Origin of the sequence: Streptomyces sp. BK340, from assembly GCF_007827595.1 — a bacterium.
GTDB lineage: Bacteria > Actinomycetota > Actinomycetes > Streptomycetales > Streptomycetaceae > Streptomyces.
The window spans coordinates 170,627-193,636 of sequence record NZ_VISR01000004.1; the positions used below are offsets into that span (position 1 = coordinate 170,627).

The following is a 23,010-nucleotide window of genomic DNA, read 5'->3' on the forward strand; positions in this document are numbered from 1 at the left end:
GGCCGCATGACCAGTACCGACCTGCACCTGTCCCGGGGCGCCACCGCGAACGCCCGGTACGCCGTCGACATCGACCCCGACCGGGCCGGCTGGACGCACAGCAGCCTGCGCATCGTGGAGTTGTCACCGGGCGGTACACATACGTTCACCACCGGGGACAGTGAGTGGATCGTGCTTCCGCTGCACGGCGGATGTACCGTGCGGATCGCGGAAGAAGAATTTCAACTCCTGGGCCGGGAAAGCGTGTTCGCGGGGGTCTCCGACTTCGCGTACGTGCCCCGGGACGCCCAGGTCCTGATCGCCTCCGGCGCGGGAGGCCGCTTCGCCCTGGCAGGAGCGAAGTGCGAGCGACGACTCCCCGCCCGCTACGGCCCCGCGCCGGAGGTCCCCGTCGAGGAGCGCGGCAGCGGCACCTGCGCCCGCCGGGTGCGCAACTTCGCCTCCGCCGACTCCTTCGACTGCGACAAGCTGATCGCCGTCGAGGTGATCACACCGGGCGGCAACTGGTCCTCGTACCCGCCGCACAAGCACGACGAGCACCGGCCGGGCGAGGAGTCCGAGCTGGAGGAGATCTACTACTTCGAGATCGACGGCCCGAACGGCTTCGGCTACCAGCGTGTGTTCCCCTCGCGCGAGGGCGGGACCGACGTCCTCGCCGAGGTCCGCTCCGGTGACGCCGTCCTCGTCCCCGACGGCTGGCACGGCCCGTCGATCGCCCAGCCCGGGCACGACATGTACTACCTGAACGTCATGTCCGGACCGGGTGAGACGCGCGAGTGGCGGATCTGCTTCCACCCGGACCACAGGGAGGTTTACCGATGACGACCTCGACGACGAGGCTCACGGTCGCGCAGGCGCTCGTCCGCTTCCTCGCCGCCCAGTACACGGAACGCGACGGCCGGCGGCAGCGGCTGATCGGCGCGGTCTGGGGCATCTTCGGGCACGGCAACGTGGCCGGCCTCGGCCAGGCGCTGATCGAGTACGCCACCGTGCCCAGAGGGGGGACGTCCCCCACAGCCCCCGTCATGCCGTTCCACCAGGGCCGCAACGAGCAGTCCATGGTGCATGCGGCGGTCGGCTACGCCCGCCAGTCGAACCGCCTGTCCACCCACGCCGTGACCACCTCCATCGGCCCGGGCGCGACCAACCTGGTCACCGGTGCCGCGCTGGCCACCGTCAACCACCTCCCGGTGCTGCTGCTGCCCGGCGACGTCTTCGCCACCCGCCCCGCCGACCCGGTCCTGCAGCAGCTGGAGGTGCCGTACGCGGGCGACGTGTCGGTCAACGACACCCTGCGCCCGGTGTCCAGGTACTTCGACCGGATCACCCGGCCCGAGGCCCTCATCCCGAGCGCCCTGCAGGCCATGCGGGTCCTCACCGACCCCGTGGAGACCGGCGCGGTCACCCTCGCCCTGCCGCAGGACGTGCAGGCCGAGGCGTACGACTGGCCCGAGGAGTTCTTCGCCGAGCGCGTGTGGACCGTGCGGCGCCCGGGCGCGGACCCGACCGAACTCGCCGAGGCCGTGCGGGCGGTCCGGGCCGCGCGGCGCCCGCTCGTCGTCGCGGGCGGCGGAGTCCACCACAGCCGCGCCGAGGAGACCCTCGCGGAGTTCGCGGAGGCCACCCGGATACCGGTCGCCTCCACCCAGGCCGGCAAGGGCTCGCTGCGCCACGACCACCCGCAGGACGTGGGCGGTGTCGGCCACACGGGCAGCGCCACCGCCGACGAGCTGGCCCGCACCGCGGACCTGGTGATCGGTGTGGGCACCCGCTACACCGACTTCACCACCGCTTCCGGCACCCTCTTCGAGAACCCGGACGTGCGTTTCCTCAACCTCAACATCGCGCCCTTCGACGGCCACAAGCTGGCCGGGCTGCCGCTGGTCGCGGACGCCCGCAGCGGCCTGGGCGAGCTGACCGAGGCGCTGGTGATGCACGAGCACCGGGTCGCCGACGCCTACGTCACCGAGTACACCGAGGACAAGGAACGCTGGGAGCAGCGCGTCGACGCCTGCTTCGAGGCGGACGAGCCGGACGTCAGGCCGACCCAGCCGCAGGTCCTCGGCGCCCTGGACGCCCTGGTGGACGAGTCCGACATCATCATCAACGCGGCCGGCTCGCTCCCCGGCGACCTGCACAAGCTGTGGCGGGCGCGCTCGCGCGACCAGTACCACCTGGAGTACGGCTACTCCTGCATGGGCTACGAGATCCCGGCCGCGATCGGTGTGAAGCTCGCCGCGCCCGAGCGGCACGTGTGGGCGCTGGTCGGCGACGGGACGTACCTGATGATGCCGACGGAGATCGTGACCGCCGTGCAGGAGGGCATCGCGATCAAGATCCTGCTGGTGCAGAACCACGGGTACGCCTCGATCGGAGGTCTGTCGGAGTCCGTGGGCGGCGAGCGGTTCGGCACCGCCTACCGCTACACCTCGGGCGACGGCACCTTCACCGGTGCCCCGCTGCCCGTGGACCTCGCCGCCAACGCGGCCAGCCTCGGTATGCGCGTACTGCGCGCGAAGACCGTACGGGACCTGCGCGCGGCGCTCGCCGAGGCGCGGGCCGCCGACACTGCCACATGTGTCTACGTGGAGACCGAAACGTCCGACACTGTGTCGGGCGCGCCTCCCGCGCAGGCCTGGTGGGATGTTCCTGTGGCCGAGACCGCGACCCGATCGTCCGCGGTCAAGGCACGTGAGCTGTACGAACGGCACGTCTCGACCCGACGCCGCCATCTGTAAAAGGAGTTTCTGGGCATGACGAAGATCGTCAACCACTGGATCGGCGGCAAGACCGTCGAAGGCGCGTCGGGTACGTACGGGCCGGTCACGGACCCGGCGACCGGCGCGGTCACCACCAAGGTCGCGTTCGCGTCGGTCGACGAGGTGGACGCGGCCGTCGCGGCGGCCAAGGACGCCTTCGCGACCTGGGGCCAGTCCTCGCTGGCCCAGCGCACGTCCATCCTCTTCAAGTTCCGGGCGCTGCTGGACGCCAACCGGGACGCCATCGCGGAGCTGATCACCGCCGAGCACGGCAAGGTGCACTCCGACGCCCTCGGCGAGGTCGCCCGCGGTCTGGAGATCGTCGACCTGGCCTGCGGCATCAACGTGCAGCTCAAGGGCGAGCTGTCCACGCAGGTCGCGAGCCGTGTCGACGTGGCCGCGATCCGCCAGCCGCTGGGTGTCGTCGCCGGCATCACGCCGTTCAACTTCCCGGCGATGGTCCCGATGTGGATGTTCCCGATCGCCATCGCGACCGGCAACACCTTCGTCCTGAAGCCGTCCGAGAAGGACCCGTCGGCCTCCCTCAAGATCGCCGAGCTGCTGTCCGAGGCCGGTCTGCCCGACGGTGTCTTCAACGTCGTCCACGGCGACAAGGTGGCCGTCGACCGCCTGCTGGAGCACCCGGACGTCAAGGCCGTCTCCTTCGTCGGCTCGACCCCGATCGCCCGCTACATCCACACCACGGCCTCCGCCAACGGCAAGCGCGTGCAGGCCCTGGGCGGCGCCAAGAACCACATGCTGGTCCTGCCGGACGCCGACCTGGACGCGGCCGCCGACGCCGCCGTGTCCGCCGCCTACGGCTCGGCGGGCGAGCGCTGCATGGCCATCTCCGCCGTCGTCGCGGTCGGCTCCATCGGCGACGAGCTGGTGGAGAAGATCCGCGAGCGCGCCGAGAAGATCAAGATCGGCCCCGGCAACGACCCGGCGTCCGAGATGGGCCCGCTCATCACGAAGGTCCACCGCGACAAGGTGGCGTTCTACGTCGAGGGCGCGGCGGCCGAGGGCGCCGAGGTCGTGCTCGACGGCACCGGCTACACGGTCGAGGGCTACGAGGACGGCCACTGGATCGGCATCTCCCTGCTCGACAAGGTGCCCACGTCCGCCAAGGCCTACCAGGACGAGATCTTCGGCCCGGTGCTGTGCGTGCTGCGCGTGGACACGTACGAGGAGGGCGTGGCCCTCATCAACGCCTCGCCGTTCGGCAACGGCACCGCGATCTTCACCCGCGACGGCGGCGCCGCCCGCCGCTTCCAGCTGGAGATCGAGGCCGGCATGGTCGGCGTGAACGTCCCGATCCCGGTCCCCGTCGGCTACCACTCCTTCGGTGGCTGGAAGGACTCGCTCTTCGGCGACCACCACATCTACGGCAACGACGGCACGCACTTCTACACCCGCGGCAAGGTCGTCACCACCCGCTGGCCCGACCCGTCCGAGGCCCCCGCCGGCGTCGACCTCGGCTTCCCGCGCAACCACTGAGGGCTGAACCAGCCCCTTGTCAGGCCGTCCGGATACCGGACGGCCTGACATTTTTTTGACGCCTCGGCTGCGATTCTCGTTTTGGAGGACCAAACGGATGGCGAAGGGGTAAACGGTAGATGACCTTGGAAAGCAAGGTCAGTTTCCGCTGAGTCTTAATGGATGCCCTTGTTTGGCGTTGCTGCCTGCGAAAGTGATGCAGCGTAAGTCTTGTCGAAGGTGCGGATTTCGAAGGTAAACAGCCATTGACGCAGCGGTTTTCGTCGGGGTTCTCTATGCAACGCCGGGAGCGGACGAAATGAACGCAGGACGAGCCGCCGGAGGCGATAGCGCTCCCGACCCCACCCTCACTCGCACGAGTCGATCGGAACCGCCTGCATGACCGACACGCTCCGCCCTGTCGAGACAGCCGTCACAGACGCTTCCGGGGCCCCTGACAGCCCCCAGAAGCTCAAGCGTTCCATCGGCGTCGTCGGCGGCACCCTGCTGACGCTCTCGTGCGTCACGCCCGCCTCCACGCTCTTCGTGGTCGTCCCCGACCTCTTCGGCTCCCTCGGCACCGCCACCGCCCTGACGATCGCCATCGGCTCCCTCCTCTGTATCGCCGTGGCGTTCTGCTACTCCGAGCTGGGCACCCTCATCCCCAGCGCGGGCGGCGAGTACGCGATGGTGTCGACGATGGCCGGGCGGCTCGCGGGCTGGCTCGTCTTCGTCCTGTCCCTGCTGGTCGTGATGATCGTCCCGCCGGTGATCGCGATGGGCACCGCGGACTACCTCGCGCCGATCGTGCACCTCGATCCGTCGATGACCGGCGCCGGCGTGATGCTGCTCGCCACTCTCGCGGGCCTGCTCGACCTGCGCGCCAACGCCTGGATCACCGGCATCTTCCTGGTCCTCGAGGTCATCGCCGCCGGTGTCGTCGCCCTCCTGGGCTTCACCCACAGCCACCGCGGGGCCGGCAGCCTGGTCACCATGCAGGTGGCCGGCGAGCACGGCCACACGGACACCGTGACGGCCATGCTGGTGGTCTCCGGGCTCGCCATCGCCCTCTTCGTCACCCAGGGCTTCTCGACCGCCGTCTACCTCTCCGAGGAGCTGGAGCACCCGCGCCGCAACGTCGCCCGCACCGTGCTCGCCACCCTCGCGATCTCCACCGTGATCATCCTGGTCCCGGTCGCCGCGATCACCATGGGCGCCTCCGACCTCAAGGAACTGACCGGCGGCGACATCAGCTCCATGGTCACCGCCTGGTCCAACTCCGCGGTCGGCACCTTCGTCAGCCTCTGCGTGGCCCTCGCGATCATCAACGCGGGCATCGTCATGGTCATCCAGAACTCCCGCGTCCTGTTCGCCTCCGCCCGCGACAAGGCCTGGCCCGAGCCGGTCAACAACGTCTTCTCCAAGCTCGGCCGCTTCGGTTCCCCCTGGGTGGCCACGCTCGCGGTCGGCGTCCCCGGCGCGCTGCTCTGCTTCGTCAACCTGGACACCCTGTACGGCGTCACGGGCGTCTCGGTGACCGGCATGTACCTGCTGGTCGCGGTCGCCGCCCTGCTCGCCCGCCGCGGCTCCCACAAGCACACGCCGGCCTGGCGGATGCCGCTGTGGCCCGCGATGCCGGTCCTGCTCATCGCGGTCCTCGGCTACATCCTGAGCCAGCAGGAGGCGAGCTACCTGCTGTGGACCGGCGGCATCACCGCGGTCGCCACCCTCTACTGGGTCTTCTACCTCCGGCCGCGCCGGGAGACCCGCTGGCTGGTGTCGATCCCGGAGGACGCGCAGGCGTAACAAACCCGGCTCACACCTTCCCGCGTCCTCGCCGCCCGCACCGTGCCGGGCGGCGAGGACGTCGTCGTACCACGCCTGAAGTACGCCGCGGCGGCCCCGTACTCCCCAAGGAGGGCCCCGGGTTCAGCCCGGCGGCCGCATCCGTTGTCGGAGGCGGACCGTACCGTTGAGCCATGGATCTTCGAAGGCCCGCCCTGCGCGGACTGCTGAAGGGAGCCGCGATGGGGGTCCCCCCTGCTCGAACGAAGTTGAGAGCTTGGGGGATGATGGGCGCCGCGGCCGCCGTCGTGGTGCTCGCCGGCGCCGGTACGTGGACGGCCGTCGCCTCCGACGACGCGCCGCCGGTGCACCGGAGCGACCGGGTCATGACCATGGCCGACGGGACGCGCATCGACACCTCGTACTTCACGGACGCCGCCGCCGGCCGCCGCCCCGCCGTCCTGCTCGGCCACGGCTTCGGCGGCAGCAAGGACGACGTACGGCAGCAGGCCGAGGACCTCGCCCGCGACGGGTACGCCGTACTGACCTGGTCCGCGCGCGGCTTCGGCCACTCCACCGGGAAGATCGGGCTGAACGACCCGAAGCACGAGGTCACCGACGTCTCCCGGCTCATCGACTGGCTGGCGAAGCAGCCCCAGGTCCGCCTCGACGAGCCGGGCGACCCGCGGGTGGGCGTGGCGGGCGGCTCCTACGGCGGCGCGGTCTCCCTGCTCGCCGCCGGACACGACCACCGCGTCGACGCCATCGCCCCGGCCATCACCTACTGGAACCTGGCCGACGCCCTGTTCCCGAACGGCGTGTTCAAGAAGCTGTGGGCCGGCATCTTCTTCAACACCGGGGGCGGCTGCGCCAGGTTCGAGCCGGAGCTGTGCCGGATGTACGACCGGGTCGCCGAGTCCGGCACCCCGGACGCGGCCGCCCGCGAACTGCTGGAGCAGCGCTCGCCGTCCGCGGTCGCCGACCGCATCAAGGTGCCCACCCTGCTGGTGCAGGGCCAGACCGACTCCCTGTTCACCCTCGCCCAGTCCGACGCCGCCGCACAGGCCATCAGGGCGAACGGCGCGCCGGTCGACGTCGACTGGATCGCCGGCGGACACGACGGCGGCGACCTGGAGAGCGGCCGGGTGCAGGGGCGGGTCCGGGCCTGGTTCGACCGCTACCTCAAGGGCGACAGGTCCGCCGACACCGGCCCGGCCTTCCGGATCACCCGCACGGGAGGCGTCGACTCCACCGACGGCGCCGCCCGGCTGCGCGGCGCGAGCGCCAAGACCTATCCCGGCCTGCACGACCACCGACGGACCATCGCCCTGACCGGCCGGGAGCAGCGCTTCGCGAACCCGGCCGGCGCCAGCCCGCCCGGCGTCTCCGCCCTGCCCGGCCTCGGCGGCACCGGCGGCCTCGCCCAGCTCTCCGCGCTCGGCGTCGGCGTCTCCCTCGACTTCCCCGGCCAGTACGCGAAGTTCGACTCGGCACCCGTGACCACCGACCTCAGGATCACCGGCGCGCCGACCGTGACGGCCCACGTCACCTCCACCCGCGAGGACGCCGTCCTGTTCGGCAAGGTCTACGACGTCGGCCCCGACGGCTCCCGGCAGGTGCTGCCCGCCCAGCTCGTCGCCCCCCTCCGGGTCACCGGCGCCCGCACCGGCAAGGACGTCACGATCACCCTCCCGGCGATCGACCACGAGGTCCAGAAGGGCCACCGGCTGCGCCTGGTCCTCGCCTCCACCGACCTCGGCTACGCCTCACCGGCCGCCCCGGCCACGTACACCGTCTCCCTCCAGGGAGGCCTGAGCGTGCCGACGGCCCCCGCCGTCACCACCGCGGCGGCCCCCCTGCCCGCATGGGTGTGGTGGCTGCCCCTGGCCGGAGCCGCGGGCGCGCTCGCCCTGCTGTTCACCGGCCGTCGCCGTACGACCGCCCCCGCGCCCGACCCGGCACTCGCCGAAGTCCCGCTGCGGATAACCGGCCTGAGCAAGCGCTACGCCAGGTCCACCGACCGGTACGCCGTGCGCGAGCTGTCCTTCCGTGTGGACAAGGGCCAGGTCCTCGGCCTGCTCGGGCCCAACGGCGCAGGCAAGACGACGACCCTGCGGATGCTCATGGGCCTGATCAAGCCGGACGACGGCGAGATCCGCGTCTTCGGCCACGCCATCCGGCCCGGCGCGCCGGTGCTGTCACGGGTCGGCGCCTTCGTGGAGGGCGCGGGCTTCCTGCCGCACCTGTCCGGCCGGGAGAACCTGGAGCTGTACTGGCGGGCCACCGGCCGCCCGCCCGAGGACGCGCACCTGGACGAGGCCCTGGAGATCGCCGGCCTCGGCGACGCCCTGGCCCGCGCGGTGCGCACCTACTCCCAGGGCATGCGCCAGCGCCTCGCCATCGCCCAGGCCATGCTCGGCCTGCCCGACCTGCTCATCCTGGACGAGCCCACCAACGGACTCGACCCGCCGCAGATCCGCGAGATGCGCGAGGTGATGATCCGCTACGCGGCCGCCGGCCGCACGGTGATCGTCTCCAGCCATCTCCTCGCCGAGGTCGAGCAGTCCTGCACCCACCTGGTGGTGATGGACCGCGGCCGGCTCGTCCAGGCGGGCCCGGTGGGCGAGATCGTGGGCTCCGGTGACACCCTGCTGGTCGGCACGGGCACACCCGTCGAGGAGCCGGTCGTGGAGAAGGTGGCCGCGCTGCCCGGCGTCGCCTCCGCCGTGCGCACCGAGGACGGGCTGCTGGTCCGCCTCGAACCCGGCGGCACGGCCGAGCGGCTGGTCGTGGAGCTGGTGCGCCTGGAGGTGCCCGTCGCCTCGGTCGGCCCCCACCGGCGCCTGGAAGACGCCTTCCTCACCCTGATCGGAGGTTCCGCATGAGCACGGTCGCCGAGCGCACCGAGACGGCCTCCGGCTACCGCGCGGGCCGCACCCTGCCCCTGCGCGTCGAGCTGCTCCGCCAGCTCAAGCGGCGCCGCACGCTGGTCATGGGCGCGATCCTGGCCGTCCTGCCGTTCGTGCTGCTCATCGCCTTCGCGATCGGCGGCGACCCGGCAGGGCGCAACGGCCAGGTCACCCTGATGGACACGGCCACCGCGTCCGGCGCCAACTTCGCCGCGGTCAACCTGTTCGTCTCGGCGGGCTTCCTGCTGGTGATCCCGGTCGCCCTGTTCTGCGGTGACACGGTCGCCTCGGAGGCCGGCTGGTCCTCGCTGCGCTATCTGCTGGCCGCACCCGTGCCCCGGGCCCGGCTGCTGTGGTCCAAGCTCGTCGTGGGGCTCGGGCTGAGCCTCGCCGCGATGGTGCTGCTGCCGGTCGTGGCCCTCGCGGCCGGCACGGCCGCCTACGGGTGGGGCCCGCTGCAGATCCCCACCGGCGGCGCGCTGGACTCCGGCACGGCGGCGCAGCGGCTGGCGGTGGTCGTGGCGTACATCTTCGTGTCCCAACTGGTCACCGCGGGACTGGCGTTCTGGCTGTCGACCAGGACGGACGCCCCGCTCGGCGCGGTCGGCGGCGCGGTCGGCCTGACCATCGTCGGCAACGTCCTGGACGCGGTCACCGCCCTCGGCCACTGGCGCGACTTCCTGCCCGCGCACTGGCAGTTCGCCTGGGCCGACGCCGTACAGCCGCACCCCGAGTGGTCCGGCATGATCCAGGGCACCGCGATTTCCATAACGTACGCCCTGGTGCTGTTCGCCCTGGCCTTCCGGGGTTTCGCCCGCAAGGACGTGGTGTCCTAGGTCACCGGCGGATCACCCGCCGGTCTCGGCGGGCCCCCGTCGTGGCCGGTTCGAGACGCATCCGCAACACCCTGGGGCGCACGTTCCGGCACCCCGCGCCGTCACAGTCGGCAGAGGTCGCACAAGCCGACGTCAACCGACGCAGGGGGAACGCGAGATGGAGCGGAACCGGACACAGCGATCACGGCGGATACGCGGCACGCTGCTCGCCCTCACGGCGGCGGGCAGCCTGCTGCTGACGGCCTGCTCGGCGGGCGGCTCCGAGAGCCACACCAGCAACGCCGACCAACACGGCCTGCCCGCCCCCGCCCCCGGCCGGGACGACCGGGGCGACAGCCAGGGCTTCGAGACGGCACCCTCCGACGACCACCTCTCCACCTTCGCCCTCGACGTCGACACCGCCTCCTACACCTACGCCCGCCGCACCCTCGCCGACGGCCGCACCCCCGACCCGTCGACGGTCCGCCCCGAGGAGTTCGTCAACAGCTTCCGCCAGGACTACCGCCGCCCCGACGGCAACGGCTTCTCCGTCACCGTCGATGGCGCCCGCACCGCCAGGCCGGACTGGTCCCTGGTCCGTGTCGGCCTCGCCACCCGGGCCGCCGAACCGGCGGGCAAGCGCCCGCCGGCCGCGCTCACCTTCGTCGTCGACGTCTCCGGCTCCATGGACGAACCCGGGCGCCTCGACCTCGCCCGGCAGTCCCTGGACACCATGACCGACCGGCTGCGCGACGACGACTCGGTGGCCGTCGTCACCTTCAGCGAACACGCCGAGACCGTCCTGCCGATGACCCGGCTCGGCGGCCACCGCGGCGCGGTCCACGACGCCATCGACGGCCTCCGCGCCCAGTCCTCCACCAACCTGGGCGCGGGCGTCGAGACCGGCTACGCCACCGCCGTCGCGGGCCTGCGCAAAGGCGCCACCAACCGGGTCGTCCTCGTCTCCGACGCCCTAGCCAACGAGGGCGAGACCAGCCCCGACGCGATCCTGCGCCGCATCGACTCCGCCCGCCGCGAGCACGGCATCACCCTCTTCGGCGTCGGCGTCGGCAGCAACTACGGCGACGCCCTCATGGAACGCCTCGCCGACAAGGGCGACGGCCACACCGCCTATGTCTCCGACACCGACCAGGCCCGCAAGGTCTTCTGCGAGCAACTCCCGCAGAACATAGAGCTGACCGCCCGGGACGCCAAGGCCCAGGTCGCCTTCGACCCGCACACCGTCGCCGAGTTCCGCCTCGTCGGCTACGACGACCGCAAGGTCGCCGACGACGACTTCCGCGACGACCGCGTGGACGGCGGCGAGGTCGGCCCCGGTCACACCGTGACCGCCCTGTACGCGGTGCGCACCAGCCCGGGTGCCGACGGCCACCTCGCCACCGCCACCGTCCGCTGGCTCGACCCCACCACCCGGGCCCCGCACGAGGAGACCGGCGCCCTGGAGACCGGCGCCCTCAAGGACTCCGTCTGGGAGGCGAGTCCCCGCTTCCAGGTCACTGCGGTCGCCGCCTACTTCGCCGACGCCCTGCGCGCCGGCGGCACCGACCACGGCCCCGCCCTGCCCGGCGCCCCCGGCCTCACCCGCCTCGCCGCCCGGGCGGCCACGCTGGCCGACGTCACCGAGGACCAGGACGTCCAGGACCTCGCCGACGCGATCCGGGAGGCACACGACACGGACACCGGGGACTGAGACCCCGCATGTCCCGTTGACCGCTCCTTACGGCTCCCTGGACCAGGACGGCTATCTCACCATCACGGGCCGCAAGAAGGACATCCTCGTCACCTCCGGCGGCAAGAACGTCTCCCCTGCTGTGCTGGAGGACCGGCTGCGCAGCCGCTCGCCTGTCGGCCAGTGCGTGGTCGTCGGGGACAACCGGCCCTTCGTGGCAGCCCTGATCACCCTCGACCCCGAGGGGGTCGCCCACTGGCTGACGGTGCGCAGGCTGCCCCCGGACACCCCGCTGACCGGGCTGGTCCGTGACGAGCGGCTGCGGGCCGAGGTGCAGAAGGCGGTCGACTACGCCAACGAGGCCGTCTCGCGCGCCGAGTCGATCCGAGCCTTCGCGCTCATGGAGGGGGAGTTCACCGAGGACAACGGGCTGCTCACCCCGTCCCTGAAGGTGAAGCGGCACGCTGTGACGGCGGCCTACGCCGAGCGGATCGAGGAGTTGTACCGGAGGTGGCGCACGCGAACGGCGGGCCACCGGAGGAGCCGGTGACCCGCCGTTCGGGAAGCTTGCTCAGCTGTTGGAGTTGCCGTTCGCCGACAGCGCCGAGATGTCGTCCAGGATGTGCGAGGCCGGCTCGTCGCCCTTGGCCTGGGTCGAGTTCTCCGCGCACTGCTGGTTCTGCGGCGCGGACAGGACCGGGATGTCCTGGACGCCGACGTTCGCGATGAGCGCGGCCACCGACTGGACGTTGACCTTCGCCGGCAGGCCGACACAGGGCTTGTTCACCGAGCCCTGGACCAGCGACAGCTGCGGGCTCATGTCGCCGAGCGTGGCGGAGTTGCCGAACGAGGACTGGGCCTGGTTGCCGCTCTGGGCCGTGGTGCCGTGGTCGTTGCCGGTGGCAAGGGCCTGCGGGGCGGCCGCGCCCGCGAGGCCGGCGACGGAGGCGGCGACGGCCGCGGTTGCCCACAGCTTCTTCATGTTCGTTCCCTTTCGAAAGGCGGACTCCGGGGAGGAGCTGCGTGATCGTCAACGGCCCGGGACACGCCGGAGTTGCGGGCTTTGCCTCGATTGGAGCAGCGCAGTCCGATGAGGTGACAGACGCCCTGCCTTTGGTGCGTCCGGGTGGGCCGGAACAGGCCGACGGGCCGCCGAGAAGTCGGCGGCCCGTCGGGGAGGGCCCGTGCAGGGCCGGGGCGATCTCCGGATCAGTTGTTGCTGGTGCCGTTGGCGGACAGCGCGGAGATGTCGTCCAGGATGTGCGAGAGCGGCTCGTCACCCTTGGCCTGGGTGGAGTTCTCGACACACTGCTGGTTCTGCGGCGCGGACAGGACCGGGATGTCCTGGACGCCGACGTTGGCCAGCGCCAGGATGGACTGGGCGTTGACCTTGGCCGGCAGTCCGATGCAGGGCTTGTTGAACGAGCCCTGGATGAGCGCCAGCTGGGGGCTCAGGTCCCCGCTCGTGCTGGAGTTGCCGAACGACTGAACGGCGTCGTTGCCGCTCAGGGCGGTGGTGCCCGTGTCGTTGCCGGTGGCGAGGGCCGGCGACGCGGCGGTGGCGGAGAAGCCGACGACGGAGGCGGCGACCGCGGCGGAGGCCAGAACCTTCTTGATCACTTGCAATTCCCTTCTGGAGAAACCCCGTCCATCGGAGCGTCCTGGTCAACTGCCCATCAGGCGATGGGTTGCTGTCCTTCACTCTGATGGCCTACACGGGGGCGGTGGCGCACGCGCAAGGGGCGAACTGTGGGGGAATTCCACCGAATCCACGCAGCTGAACGATCCGATCGGGTGATGCCCCGCAACCAATCGGTTCGGGCTGGGTTGATGCGGGGCAGGAACGTGCGTCTTGGTGAGCAGTGAGGAAAGGAAAGCGAAATGCTGAAGAAGGCAATGGCCGCGGCGGCGGTCGCCGCGTCCGTGGTCGGCATGTCGGCGGCGGTGGCCCCCCAGGCGCTTGCCATCGGCAACGACACGGGCACCACGGCCCTGAGTGGCAGCGACGCCCAGGAGGCGTTCGGCAACTCCACCACGGGTGGCAGCATGAGCCCGCAGGTCACGCTGGTCCAGAGCTCGCTCAACAAGCTGTGCGTCGGCCTGCCGGCCAAGGCCAACGCCCAGTCCATCCTCGCTGCTGTCAACGTCGGCGCGCAGGACATCCCGGTGCTGTCCGCGCCGCAGAACCAGCAGTGCGCGGAGAACTCGTCGCAGGCCAAGGACGACGAGCCGCTGTCGCACGTCGTGGACGACGTCTCCGTCCTGGCGGGCAACGGCATCAACAACGGCTGATCCGGTCCGGAAGGCCGCTCGGTGGCGCGCGGGATTCCCCGCCGCTCCCCGGGCGGTTTTCGCCGTCTTCCGCGGCCTTTTTCGAAGAAGCGTTTCTCCACGTATGCGCCAACTTGTCAATTCTCTGGAGGCGTTCGAGTGAATTCCAGAGCGACTCGCGTTCCGCAGTTTCTTCTGCCGTCTATCCCTCGTTTTACAACCTGCCGGTCATGGTGCGAGCCGTTCCAGCTGTGCTCGCTCGGTCTTCGGCCGTCATAGGGCATGACCGCAGAGAAGGGAAAGTTCATGAAGAAGAGCGCTGCCGTCGTTGCCGGCGCCATCCTGGCCCTGGGCGGGGCGGTTCCCGCGTTCGCCGACGCCGGTGCCACCGGTACGGCGTCCAACAGCCCCGGTGTCCTCTCCGGGAACGTGATCGAGGTCCCGGTCCACGTGCCGGTCAACGCCTGCGGGGACACGGTCGACCTCATCGGCCTGCTGAACCCGGCGTTCGGCAACGCCTGCGTCAACGGCTGACGCACGTAACTCAACACATCAGCCCACCGGCTGTGTCCTGGCCGGCCTCGGACCGTCGATCCTTCGATCTCTTCGTCCCGAGGCCGGCCTTCCCACTTCTTCGAGCAGGAAGACAACGAGATTGCGACAGACCCTCAGCAAGGGCGTGGTCGTGGCCGCAGCCGCGACCGGCATGCTGTCCTTGTGCGGCAGCTATGCGCTCGCCGACTCGGGCGCGCAGGGTGCCGCCCAGGGCTCGCCCGGCGTGCTGTCCGGCAACACTGTCCAGGCCCCGGTGGACGTCCCGATCAATGTCTGCGGCAACTCCGTGGACGCGGCCGCCGCGCTGAACCCGGCGTTCGGCAACTCCTGCGCCAACACGCACGGTTCGACGAGCGACGACAGCACCGGAGCCCAGTCCTCGCGTAACGGCGGTGAGCACTCGACTCCGTCCACGCAGGACGGCGGCAGCCACACGACCCCGTCCACGCAGGGTGGTGACAGCCGCACCACCCCGCCTCGCCATGCCGACGAGGACCACAGGACTCCGCCTCGCCACACCGGCGAGGACCACAGGACTCCGTCTCCGCACGGCAGCGGGGGCCACAAGTCTCCGCCTCCGTACAGCGGCGGTGAGCACTCGACCCCGCCTCCCTACGGCGGTGGCGTTCACCCCACTCCGACTCCGACTCCGCCTCCGTACGGTGGCGGTGAGCACTCGACCCCGCCTCCGTACGGTGGCGGTGACCACACGCCTCCGCCCTACGGTGGCGGTGACCACACGCCTCCGCCCTACGGCGGCGGTGACCACACGCCCCCGCCCTACGGTGACGGCGACCACCACCCGGGGCAGCCGCCCAGCCTGGCGCACACGGGTGGTGACGCACGGGCCATGCTGGCGACCTCGGCCGCCAGTGCCGCGCTGATCGCGGCAGGGACGGTTCTGTACCGACGCAGCCGGAGGACCTCCGGTCGGTAGCGCGCGGGGTGCCGGACCCCAGTGCCCGGCACCCCGCCTCCCTGCCACACGCAGGCGCTCTCCGCAGTGGCGCCGTACCGCATCCTTCAGTGCCGCACGGTCTCCGGCACCTCGCCACGCCGTGCGGCCGGGATCCGCCAGCCCGCCGGCCCCGCGCGCAACCGGCGCCGTACCCCGCGCACCAGCGTGCCCGCCGTGAAGGTCGCGCCGTGCACGAAGCGCATCGCCGGGCCGAAGCCCGGCCGCCGCGGCGTGCGAGGCGATCGACAGACCGTACGGGCCCGCTCCCGCCACCAGCAGGTCGTACATCAGCAACCCTCGCTTTCATGTCGTCGGGGAAGTCGTCGCAGAAGCCGTCGGTGAGGTCGTCGGTGCGGCCGCGATCTCACCCGGGGAGGCGCCGGGTGCCGGCGGGGATGGATCCGGCCTACGTAACGCGACCCGCGGCGCTCGTTCCGGTCGTGCACTCCGCCTCGCTGACGCACGCCACCCGGTGGGCCCAGCGCGCTCCCCACCGCTCCCAGCGCGGAGCGAGGGCTGCGGCGGCCCCGCCGACGGCCTCGAACGACCACGCGTGCGGCTGGAACACGGTCGGAATGCGCCCGCGCACGACGAGCCGGGCGGCTGGCCCCGCCTTGGCGCTGTGTGCATGCACCAGTTCGGGCCGCACCTCGTCGATCAGTCGTGCGAGCCGTCGTATCTCACCGGCCGGCCCTGGACCCGGTGACCGCCCGGCCCGCCACTCGCGCGCATCGGCGCCCAGGTCCCGCAGGCCCGCGGCGAGTTCGCCGCCGGGGCACCCGGCCGTGACCCGCAGACCGGTCGTGAGCTGGGCCCGCACGAGGTCCAGTACGACTCGGGCGACCCCGCCGTCGACGGGTTGCGCGAGATGCAGGACCCGCGGCCGGAAGTCGGGTGCTGGCGCCGCTCGGGGCGTGCGGGTGGGTACGCGCGTCATGCCCGCGCGTTCACGGCGACGGAAGAAGCGCCGGCTCACGACGCGTCCGGCTGGGAAACGAGCCGGAAGCCCGGCTGGTCACCACCGCGTCGCGGACGCTGAGGGTGCCGGTCACGAAGAAACCCGGACATATGTGCTGGAATCGTGAAGGTTTCTTTCCTGAGGGATCACTCCATTGGCGGCACAACCCCGAGGGGTGTCGTGCGTTGACACAGCGCTGGGCATTCCGCCCGGACGTTCGTGTCGATTTCAAGGAGCACCTCTCCATGTCGCGTATCGCGAAGGGTCTGGTCCTGACCTCCGCCGCCATCGCGGCCGTCGCCGGCGGTGCCGGTGTGGCTGCCGCCGACTCCGGCGCGCTCGGCACCGCCGCCAACTCGCCGGGTGTGGCGTCGGGCAACGTCGTCGAGGTTCCGGTTCACGTGCCGGTCAACGTCTGCGGCGACAGCGTCGACGTCATCGGTCTGCTGAACCCGGCGTTCGGCGGGCACTGCACCAACGGCTGACGTCGGGACGCACCCCTTCGGCCGGCCGTCCGCCCGCGCTTCGTCCGCGGGTGGGCGGCCGGTTCAGGTCTCCCCCGGATGGTTCACTCCGGGTGGGTGAGCGGTTGCGGAACGTCATGGCTGGTTCAACGGTGGGCTCAGACCCCTGCCCCACCGAAAGGAACCCCCATGCGTGTGCTGCCCGTGCGGCGTCTCGCGTCCACGACCCTCTGCGCCGCCCTCCTGGTCGGTATCACCGGCCCCGCCGCCGTCGCCGCCGACTCGGCCCGGGAGCGCACCCACGCCGGCTCCCACCCGGCGGTCCCCGGCACCGATGCGCTGCTCGCTCAGGTCAGGTCCCTGCGCAATGCCGACCCCGTGCTCAACCCGGTCGTCGACCTGCTCGACCAGTCCCTGCAGAAGGGCCGGCTGACCCCCGACGAGGCCCGCAGGCTCGGCGACGCGGCCAAGGCGGCCATCGCCAAGGCCGCCGCGGCAGCGCCGACGACACCGGCTTCGCCCACCACCCCGGCCGCGCCCACCGCCCCGGCTTCGCCCGCCACTCCGGCGACTCCCACGGCCCCGGCGACGCCCACCGATCCGGCCATGTCGAACACGGCCGCCTCCCCGAGCATGTCGGCCTCCCCGAGCATGTCGGCCTCCCAGAGCATGTCGGCCTCCCCGAGCCGGCCCGCCGCGCCGTCCCTGCCGGCCGACCCGAGTGTGGGCGCGCCGACCGTGCCCGCCGCCGCGGCCGCGCCCCTGCTCACCACGTTCGCCAAGAGTGACGTCAAGGCCGGCCAGGCCCGCGACCTCACCGGCGACCTGCAGAACGCGATCGACGCGCTGCTCCAGGCCGTCACCTCCAACGTCGACGCGCTGCTGGTCACCGTCACCGGAGCCGTGAGCGCCCTGGTCGATCTGATCACCTCGACCATCGGCGGCCTGCCCCTGCCCCAGCCCGTACCGCTGCCCAGCCTTCCGGCGGAGCCGGCGCCGCCCACCGGGTGATCCGCGCTGCTCGCGCCGCTTCGGCCGTCGTGTCCGCCGTATCCGTCGGGCACGACGGCCGAGCGCTGTTCACCGGCCGGAAGGGGATCTCATATGTCTTCTCGGTGCGGAGTTTCCGGCCCGGAGGGCTCTCGTTAGGCACGGCGTCAGAACTCCCTGGGGCGACCTGAGTTGCCGAAGAAAGGAACAGGATGAAGTCCCTGAAGGCTGCCGCTGTCGTTGCAGGTTCCGTGGCCCTGGCCGGCGTCGCCGCGCCCGCGTTCGCCGCCCACAGCACCGCCGACCTCACGCCCACCAGCCTCAACGGTGCCGTGAACACGCTCTCCAAGGGCGGTTTCACCCTGCACGACGTCATGCCGCTGCAGCACCAGTCGGACGCGCTCAGCACCGAGAACAAGGACTCCGTGCTCAGCACCGTCAAGGGCGTCACCGGTGCTCTGAACCAGCACAACCCGCTGCTCGGCGGCCTGCCCCTGCAGAGCTGAGGTTCGAGACCCCTTCCCTCGATCGTGTGGAGCGGCCCCGGGCACTGGTCCGTAAGAGTGAGAAGCCGCCGGGCCGCGCCACACCCCGTCGATAAGGTCGCGCGGTGACCTCAACCTCAAGCGAAGCCCGCCCCCTCCGCGCCGCCGCCCTCGGCACGCTCGTCGTCCTTCCCTGGAGCGGCGAGGCACCCGACGGCAGCGACACGCCCTACCTGCTGGCCTACTCCCTCGGGGACGCCGAGGGCGGCCCGGAGGCCACCGCCGCCGCGGTCGAGCGGCTGCTGGAGGGCAACGGCCTGCCGGTCGGCGGCGACCTGGTCGACGGCACCGCCAAGCCGAGCCTGCCCGTCACCCTGCTCGTCGAGGCCGGTCAGGCCGTCCTCAACATGCCGCAGCTGGTCGCCCAGGCCGACGCGCCGCCGGAGTGGCTCGCCGCCGTCGCCAAACGCGGTTACGCCTACCTCGTCTTCACCACCCGCGCCTGGCCCGAGGGCGAGCCCGGCAAGCCCGTCGAGCCCGCCGCGCTGGCCGCCTTCGCCGGTGCGGACGAGACTCTGAAGGCCGCCGCGCACGTCGTCCTGCCGGCCCGCAGCCTGCGCCGCTGATGCCACGGACCCTGGCCGGCGGCAGGGGATTCGGGCTGCTGCTGGTGATCACCGGGGCGGCCGGCCTGCTCGCCTCCTGGGTCATCACCCTCGACAAGTTCAAACTGCTGGAGAACCCGAACTTCGTCCCCGGATGCAGTCTGAACCCGGTGGTGTCCTGCGGCAGCGTGATGAAGAGCGACCAGGCCGCGGCCTTCGGGTTCCCCAACCCGATGCTGGGCCTGGTGGCCTACGGGATCGTCGTCTGCGTCGGCATGAGCCTGCTGGCCGACGTCCGGTTCCCCGGCTGGTACTGGCTGTCGTTCGAGGCCGGGTGCCTGTTCGGCGTGGGATTCTGCACCTGGCTGCAGTTCCAGTCGCTGTACCGGATCAACGCGCTGTGCCTGTGGTGCTGTCTGGTGTGGGTCGCCACGATCGTCATGTTCTGGTACGCCACCTCGCTCGTCGTAGGAAACGGGTTCCTGCCCGCCCCCGGACGGGTCAGGACCTTCTTCGCGGAGTTCACCTGGCTGCCTCCGCTCCTGCACGTCGGTGTCGTCGGAATGCTCGTCCTGACCCGATGGTGGGACTTCTGGACCAGCTGATGAAAGATCGGCTGATGGATGACGAGCTGTTGAGTGAACAGCCGACAAGTGACGAGCTGATGAGTGACGAGCCGACAATTGCTGCACTCGGGCGAAATGCGAGCTGATGTCGTTTTCCGGCTCGTTACGCGGTACGGACGTCGAACCCTACGCAACCTGAAAGGGCCCGTACCTGCCATGAAGTCGACCACCCGAGGAACCCTTGCCGCAGTCGTCACGGGCGTCGCGGCTGTCGTGGGGGCCGCCGGCCCCGCCGCGGCGGTCGGTGCGGTCCCCGTCCCCGTACCGCTGGAAGGTGTCTCCGACTCCCTGAACATGGAGGTGCCCAAGGCCGGTGCCGAGGTGCCGCTGCTGACGCCGGGCGCCCCCGCAGGGCCGCGGTACGCCACCGGGCGGCTCCTGCCCGAGCGGGTGCTGCCCCAGCTGCCGGTGACCGGTGCCCTGCCCGGCGCGGACCTCAGGGCACCCCTGCCGCATGTCCTCGGCGACGGCTTCGACCACGTCGGCGTGGGCGCCCCCGCCTCCGACCTGCACACGCTCGGCCCCGGCCTGGCACTGGACGCCCCCGTGACCCAGCCCGACCCGGACAACTTCGGCCTCCCGGACCTCAAGCTTCCCCAGGCCGGTGTCGTCGCCCCGGCCCTGCGGACCGTCCCCGGCGCCTCCCTGGGCACGGGCCCGGGCCGGTAGCCGGCGGTACGGAGGCCGTCGTACCCACCGGATGGCTCTGTGTTGGTGACCCCGTCCGCGTTCCGACGGTTACCCGTACGGACATCTGATCCCGGACGAGGAGAGAGCGATGGTCGTGGGTGCCGATGGCGTAGCGGTGGGTGCCGATGGCGTAGCGGTGGGTGCCGATGGCGTAGCGGTGGGGGCGGAGCAGCAGGTCAGAGTGGGTGCGTGGAGAGTGACGCGGAGGGAGATGACGCGGGGACTGCTGGCCTCGGCCGCCGCCCTGGCGCTTGCACCGGTCGTCGCCGCCTCCCGCCCGGCCCCCTCGGCGGACGGCCCCGAGGGCAGCTCCTTCGACGAGACCTACCGTGGCCGCCGCATCCTGGGCGTCCTGGTGCCGATCGCCGGACGCGCCGTGCCCCAGTGCGAATGGCAGGTCACCGTCGACGGCCGCCCGCTGCACCTGATGCGCCGGGCCGACGGCACCTGGCTGAGCATGGTGGACCACTACAGCTCGTACCGCACCCCGCTCGAGGCGACCCGCGCCGCCGTCGACGAGATGGGCCCCGGCCGGCGGCTGCGCGACCTCGCCCCGGGCCCGGTCGGCGGGATGCCGGCGACGGCACACAGCCACATGGAGGGTGAGCATGGCGTACGTGCGTAAGGACGTCAGCACGCTCACCCCCACCGAGCGCCGGCGGTTCGTGAACGCCCTGCTGGAGCTCAAACGGCGTGGTGAGTACGACGAGTTCGTGCGCCTGCACATCGACTACTACACCGCCGACGGCGAGGCCGGCCTGCGCACCGCCCACATGACCCCCTCCTTCCTGCCCTGGCACCGCAGGTTCGTGCTGGACCTGGAACGGGCGCTGCGCCGCGTGGACTCCTCGGTGACGGTGCCGTACTGGGACTGGACCCGGGACCGTACGACGACGTCCGTGCCCTGGACGAAGGACCTGCTGGGCGGCAACGGGCGGCGCTCCGACCGGCAGGTGATGACAGGGCCGTTCGCCTACTCGGCGGGCCACTGGACCATCAAGGAGGGGATCACGGACGGCAAGTTCCTCACCCGGGACCTGGGCCGTTCCGCCGCCCCCATCGCGCTGCCCACCAAGAGCGAGTTGAAATGGGCCCTCGACGACGCCGTCTACGACGTCCGGCCCTGGGACTCGACGGTCACCCGGGGCTTCCGCAACAAGCTGGAGGGCTGGGGGACCGGCAGCGGCAGCACCTCCTGGCGCAACCACAACCGGGTGCACCGCTGGGTCGGCGGCGAGATGCTCGGCGGCGCCTCCGTCAACGACCCGGTGTTCTGGTTGCACCACGCCTTCCTGGACCTGCAGTGGTACCGGTGGCAGCGCGCCCACCGCAGCCACCGCTATCTGCCCGCGGACCCGCCCGGACGCGCCGACCCGCAGCACCGGCGGATCGTCTCCCGGCACCAGAAGCTGCCGCCCTGGAACGTGACGCCCGACGGGCTGGAGGACATGAGTCGGATCTACCGGTACGCGTGAGCCGTAGGACGGCATGGGAAGAGCCCCGGCGCGAGTGCCGTGGCTCTTCCCTGTGTGCTGGGCTCACTTGCCGACGGGACGGACGCCGTCCCGAACACCTTCGTACCGGACGGGCGACCGGTACGGCTGCCCACCCAGTGGACCCGGAAGAAGCTGGTGCTGCGGCACATCGCCGAGCACACCTTCGAGCCGGGCCCTCGAGTACCCGGAGCGGGTTGTGAACGAGCGTCTGCGAGCCTGGTGCGAGGACTCCGACGACATCGACCATGTGACGCTCCGGCGCTACCTGGTGGACCTCCTCCATCTGCACCGGAGCGAAGGAATCTACCGACGTCCGAGGACGGATTGACGGGACGTCAACCGGTTGCCCGTACCGGTCAGGCCGCCGTGTGACGCGGCCTCAGGGCAGTCGTCGTACCGGAGCACCCGCGAGGTAGGCCTGGATGTCCTCCACCGCCTGGCCGTAGTACGTCTCGTAGTTGGCGCGGGACACATAGCCGAGGTGGGGCGTGGCGAGGAGGCGGGGTGCGGTGCGCATCGGGTGGTCCGCGGGCAGCGGCTCGACGTCGAAGACATCGACACCGGCGCCCGCGATCCGGCCCTCGTGGAGCGCGGCCAGCAGGGCGTCCTGGTCCACGATCGCCGCGCGGGAGGTGTTGACCAGGTAGGCCGTCGGCTTCATCAGGGCCAGTTCGGCGGCGCCGACGAGGCTCCGGGTGCGGTCGCCGAGGGCCAGGTGGACGGAGACGAAATCACTGGTGGCCAGCAGGTCCTCCTTGGAGGCGGCGAGTTCTGCGCCGACCTCCGCGGCCCGTTCCCCGGTCAGGTTCTGGCTCCAGGCGGCGACCCGCATGCCGAAGGCGAGCCCGACCTGCGCCACCCGGCCGCCGATCTTCCCCAGTCCGAGCAGACCGAGCCGGCGGCCGTGCAGGTCGGCGCCGACGGTGGACTGCCAGGGCCCGCCGGAGCGCAGCGCCCCGCTCTCCTCGACGATCCCGCGGGCCAGACCCAGCAGCAGCGCCCAGGTCAGCTCCACGGGAGGCGTCGACGCACTCGCCGTACCGCAGACGGTGACGCCGTGCGCCTCGGCGGCGGCGTAGTCGATGACGCTGTTGCGCATCCCCGAGGCGACGAGCAGCCGCAGCCGCGGCAGGCGTGCGATCAGCGAGCCGGGGAACGGGACGCGTTCGCGCAGGGTGACGACGATGTCGTAGTCGGCGAGGGCCGCGGCGAGGGCGTCCTCGCCGTCGAGGTGCTCGCGCAGTGCGACGACCTCCACCCGGTCCTCGATCACCGACCAGTCGGCCGACTCGGTGGCCACACCCTGGAAGTCGTCCAGGACCGCGCAGCGAAGTCGCACGTCGTCTCTCCCTTCCCCGCGGCGACTGTACCGGCAGCTCCGGGGCGGGAGCCGGGCGCCATACACCAGCCAAACGGAACGTGAACTGCTTCTTTCCGTGTGGTGTACAACTCTTCACCCTCTTCTTACGTCGAACTGA

At 71.4% G+C, this 23,010-nt stretch carries 21 protein-coding genes and 4 pseudogenes; 20 read left to right on the plus strand and 5 right to left on the minus strand.

What is annotated here, in order from left to right; genetic code table 11:
• Positions 1–6: 6 nt before the first annotated feature.
• The 8 genes and pseudogenes from iolB to FB157_RS10215 all read left to right on the plus strand — a co-directional run.
• The gene (gene iolB, locus FB157_RS10180) at positions 7–822 is read left to right on the plus strand and encodes a 5-deoxy-glucuronate isomerase (protein WP_145878157.1); all 816 of its coding nucleotides are present in this window, start codon (positions 7–9) and stop codon (positions 820–822) included.
• Entirely contained in the window at positions 819–2,738 is a 1,920-nt protein-coding gene (gene iolD / locus FB157_RS10185; protein WP_145878159.1) for a 3D-(3,5/4)-trihydroxycyclohexane-1,2-dione acylhydrolase (decyclizing), read from the plus strand. Before iolB ends, iolD begins: the two co-directional genes overlap by 4 nt.
• Before the next feature lie 15 nt (positions 2,739–2,753).
• Positions 2,754–4,256 carry a CoA-acylating methylmalonate-semialdehyde dehydrogenase gene (gene mmsA, locus FB157_RS10190; protein WP_145878161.1) on the plus strand — a complete coding sequence of 501 codons (1,503 nt, stop codon included), beginning with the start codon at positions 2,754–2,756 and terminating at the stop codon, positions 4,254–4,256.
• A gap of 378 nt (positions 4,257–4,634) precedes the next feature.
• Entirely contained in the window at positions 4,635–6,041 is a 1,407-nt protein-coding gene (locus FB157_RS10195) for an APC family permease (RefSeq protein ID WP_145878162.1), read from the plus strand.
• Positions 6,042–6,214: 173 nt separating this feature from the next.
• The gene (locus FB157_RS10200) at positions 6,215–8,905 is read left to right on the plus strand and encodes a CocE/NonD family hydrolase (RefSeq protein ID WP_186581440.1); all 2,691 of its coding nucleotides are present in this window, start codon (positions 6,215–6,217) and stop codon (positions 8,903–8,905) included.
• Positions 8,902–9,765, plus strand: a complete 864-nt coding sequence (locus FB157_RS10205) for an ABC transporter permease (RefSeq protein WP_145878164.1) — start codon at positions 8,902–8,904, stop codon at positions 9,763–9,765. Before FB157_RS10200 ends, FB157_RS10205 begins: the two co-directional genes overlap by 4 nt.
• A gap of 157 nt (positions 9,766–9,922) precedes the next feature.
• Positions 9,923–11,455: a VWA domain-containing protein gene (locus FB157_RS10210; RefSeq protein ID WP_145878166.1), complete on the plus strand. Its 1,533-nt coding sequence runs from the start codon at positions 9,923–9,925 to the stop codon at positions 11,453–11,455.
• Between the two features lie 19 nt (positions 11,456–11,474).
• Positions 11,475–11,984 (plus strand): annotated as a pseudogene (locus tag FB157_RS10215) (long-chain fatty acid--CoA ligase); the annotation flags it as partial.
• A gap of 21 nt (positions 11,985–12,005) precedes the next feature.
• Here FB157_RS10215 and FB157_RS10220 read toward each other — a convergent pair.
• A complete protein-coding gene (locus tag FB157_RS10220; RefSeq protein ID WP_145878168.1) occupies positions 12,006–12,416 on the minus strand; it encodes a rodlin in 411 nt (136 codons plus the stop codon).
• Positions 12,417–12,643: 227 nt separating this feature from the next.
• Positions 12,644–13,054 carry a rodlin gene (locus FB157_RS10225; RefSeq protein ID WP_145878170.1) on the minus strand — a complete coding sequence of 137 codons (411 nt, stop codon included), beginning with the start codon at positions 13,052–13,054 and terminating at the stop codon, positions 12,644–12,646.
• Between the two features lie 261 nt (positions 13,055–13,315).
• On the opposite strand from FB157_RS10225, the gene FB157_RS10230 reads away from it, so the two are divergent.
• From FB157_RS10230 to FB157_RS49395, 3 genes are all read left to right on the plus strand, one after another.
• The gene (locus tag FB157_RS10230; protein WP_145878172.1) at positions 13,316–13,726 is read left to right on the plus strand and encodes a rodlin; all 411 of its coding nucleotides are present in this window, start codon (positions 13,316–13,318) and stop codon (positions 13,724–13,726) included.
• A 285-nt stretch (positions 13,727–14,011) separates the two neighbouring features.
• Positions 14,012–14,239 carry a chaplin gene (locus FB157_RS10235; RefSeq protein WP_145878173.1) on the plus strand — a complete coding sequence of 76 codons (228 nt, stop codon included), beginning with the start codon at positions 14,012–14,014 and terminating at the stop codon, positions 14,237–14,239.
• Positions 14,240–14,360: 121 nt separating this feature from the next.
• The gene (locus tag FB157_RS49395; RefSeq protein ID WP_145878175.1) at positions 14,361–15,197 is read left to right on the plus strand and encodes a chaplin; all 837 of its coding nucleotides are present in this window, start codon (positions 14,361–14,363) and stop codon (positions 15,195–15,197) included.
• 86 nt (positions 15,198–15,283) lie between these two features.
• Here FB157_RS49395 and FB157_RS10245 read toward each other — a convergent pair.
• Both FB157_RS10245 and FB157_RS10250 read right to left on the minus strand, forming a co-directional pair.
• Positions 15,284–15,436 (minus strand): annotated as a pseudogene (locus tag FB157_RS10245) (dimethylaniline monooxygenase); the annotation flags it as partial.
• 197 nt (positions 15,437–15,633) lie between these two features.
• Positions 15,634–16,155, minus strand: a pseudogene (locus tag FB157_RS10250) (glycosyltransferase family 4 protein); the annotation flags it as partial.
• 266 nt (positions 16,156–16,421) lie between these two features.
• Here FB157_RS10250 and FB157_RS10255 point away from each other — a divergent pair.
• From FB157_RS10255 to FB157_RS10295, 9 genes and pseudogenes are all read left to right on the plus strand, one after another.
• Positions 16,422–16,661: a chaplin gene (locus FB157_RS10255; RefSeq protein WP_145878179.1), complete on the plus strand. Its 240-nt coding sequence runs from the start codon at positions 16,422–16,424 to the stop codon at positions 16,659–16,661.
• Positions 16,662–16,829: 168 nt separating this feature from the next.
• On the plus strand, positions 16,830–17,651 hold the full coding sequence (locus tag FB157_RS47215) for a hypothetical protein (RefSeq protein ID WP_186581441.1): 822 nt from the start codon (positions 16,830–16,832) through the stop codon (positions 17,649–17,651).
• A gap of 191 nt (positions 17,652–17,842) precedes the next feature.
• Complete coding sequence (locus tag FB157_RS10265) at positions 17,843–18,136, plus strand: hypothetical protein (protein ID WP_145878180.1); 294 nt, start codon at positions 17,843–17,845, stop codon at positions 18,134–18,136.
• A gap of 104 nt (positions 18,137–18,240) precedes the next feature.
• Positions 18,241–18,741 (plus strand): DUF5949 family protein, encoded by a 501-nt coding sequence (locus tag FB157_RS10270; protein ID WP_145878181.1) that lies wholly within the window; start codon positions 18,241–18,243, stop codon positions 18,739–18,741.
• Positions 18,741–19,325: a vitamin K epoxide reductase family protein gene (locus FB157_RS10275; protein ID WP_145878183.1), complete on the plus strand. Its 585-nt coding sequence runs from the start codon at positions 18,741–18,743 to the stop codon at positions 19,323–19,325. The genes FB157_RS10270 and FB157_RS10275 overlap by 1 nt, the downstream gene beginning before the upstream one ends.
• Before the next feature lie 177 nt (positions 19,326–19,502).
• Positions 19,503–20,015 carry a hypothetical protein gene (locus FB157_RS10280; RefSeq protein WP_145878185.1) on the plus strand — a complete coding sequence of 171 codons (513 nt, stop codon included), beginning with the start codon at positions 19,503–19,505 and terminating at the stop codon, positions 20,013–20,015.
• 109 nt (positions 20,016–20,124) lie between these two features.
• Positions 20,125–20,661 carry a tyrosinase family oxidase copper chaperone gene (locus FB157_RS10285; RefSeq protein WP_145878187.1) on the plus strand — a complete coding sequence of 179 codons (537 nt, stop codon included), beginning with the start codon at positions 20,125–20,127 and terminating at the stop codon, positions 20,659–20,661.
• Positions 20,645–21,511, plus strand: coding sequence for a tyrosinase family protein (locus FB157_RS10290; protein ID WP_145878188.1), 867 nt, complete (start codon positions 20,645–20,647; stop codon positions 21,509–21,511). The genes FB157_RS10285 and FB157_RS10290 overlap by 17 nt, the downstream gene beginning before the upstream one ends.
• An 81-nt stretch (positions 21,512–21,592) precedes the next feature.
• Positions 21,593–21,860 (plus strand): annotated as a pseudogene (locus tag FB157_RS10295) (DUF2087 domain-containing protein); the annotation flags it as partial.
• 51 nt (positions 21,861–21,911) lie between these two features.
• Here FB157_RS10295 and FB157_RS10300 read toward each other — a convergent pair.
• A complete protein-coding gene (locus FB157_RS10300; protein ID WP_145878190.1) occupies positions 21,912–22,871 on the minus strand; it encodes a D-2-hydroxyacid dehydrogenase family protein in 960 nt (319 codons plus the stop codon).
• Positions 22,872–23,010 lie beyond the last annotated feature (139 nt).

Excerpts from the sequence above, each read along its gene's own strand:
- FB157_RS10195 (WP_145878162.1), top strand. The coding sequence starts at position 4,635 with ATGACCGACACGCTCCGCCCTGTCGAGACAGCCGTCACAGACGCTTCC.
- iolD (WP_145878159.1), top strand. The coding sequence starts at position 819 with ATGACGACCTCGACGACGAGGCTCACGGTCGCGCAGGCGCTCGTCCGC.
- FB157_RS10210 (WP_145878166.1), top strand. The coding sequence starts at position 9,923 with ATGGAGCGGAACCGGACACAGCGATCACGGCGGATACGCGGCACGCTG.
- FB157_RS10255 (WP_145878179.1), top strand. The coding sequence starts at position 16,422 with ATGTCGCGTATCGCGAAGGGTCTGGTCCTGACCTCCGCCGCCATCGCG.
- FB157_RS10275 (WP_145878183.1), top strand. The coding sequence starts at position 18,741 with ATGCCACGGACCCTGGCCGGCGGCAGGGGATTCGGGCTGCTGCTGGTG.
- FB157_RS10205 (WP_145878164.1), top strand. The coding sequence starts at position 8,902 with ATGAGCACGGTCGCCGAGCGCACCGAGACGGCCTCCGGCTACCGCGCG.
- mmsA (WP_145878161.1), top strand. The coding sequence starts at position 2,754 with ATGACGAAGATCGTCAACCACTGGATCGGCGGCAAGACCGTCGAAGGC.
- FB157_RS10280 (WP_145878185.1), top strand. The coding sequence starts at position 19,503 with ATGAAGTCGACCACCCGAGGAACCCTTGCCGCAGTCGTCACGGGCGTC.
- FB157_RS10200 (WP_186581440.1), top strand. The coding sequence starts at position 6,215 with ATGGATCTTCGAAGGCCCGCCCTGCGCGGACTGCTGAAGGGAGCCGCG.
- FB157_RS10230 (WP_145878172.1), top strand. The coding sequence starts at position 13,316 with ATGCTGAAGAAGGCAATGGCCGCGGCGGCGGTCGCCGCGTCCGTGGTC.
- FB157_RS10235 (WP_145878173.1), top strand. The coding sequence starts at position 14,012 with ATGAAGAAGAGCGCTGCCGTCGTTGCCGGCGCCATCCTGGCCCTGGGC.
- FB157_RS10290 (WP_145878188.1), top strand. The coding sequence starts at position 20,645 with ATGGCGTACGTGCGTAAGGACGTCAGCACGCTCACCCCCACCGAGCGC.
- iolB (WP_145878157.1), top strand. The coding sequence starts at position 7 with ATGACCAGTACCGACCTGCACCTGTCCCGGGGCGCCACCGCGAACGCC.
- FB157_RS10285 (WP_145878187.1), top strand. The coding sequence starts at position 20,125 with ATGGTCGTGGGTGCCGATGGCGTAGCGGTGGGTGCCGATGGCGTAGCG.
- FB157_RS10265 (WP_145878180.1), top strand. The coding sequence starts at position 17,843 with ATGAAGTCCCTGAAGGCTGCCGCTGTCGTTGCAGGTTCCGTGGCCCTG.
- FB157_RS47215 (WP_186581441.1), top strand. The coding sequence starts at position 16,830 with ATGCGTGTGCTGCCCGTGCGGCGTCTCGCGTCCACGACCCTCTGCGCC.
- FB157_RS10220 (WP_145878168.1), bottom strand. The coding sequence starts at position 12,416 with ATGAAGAAGCTGTGGGCAACCGCGGCCGTCGCCGCCTCCGTCGCCGGC.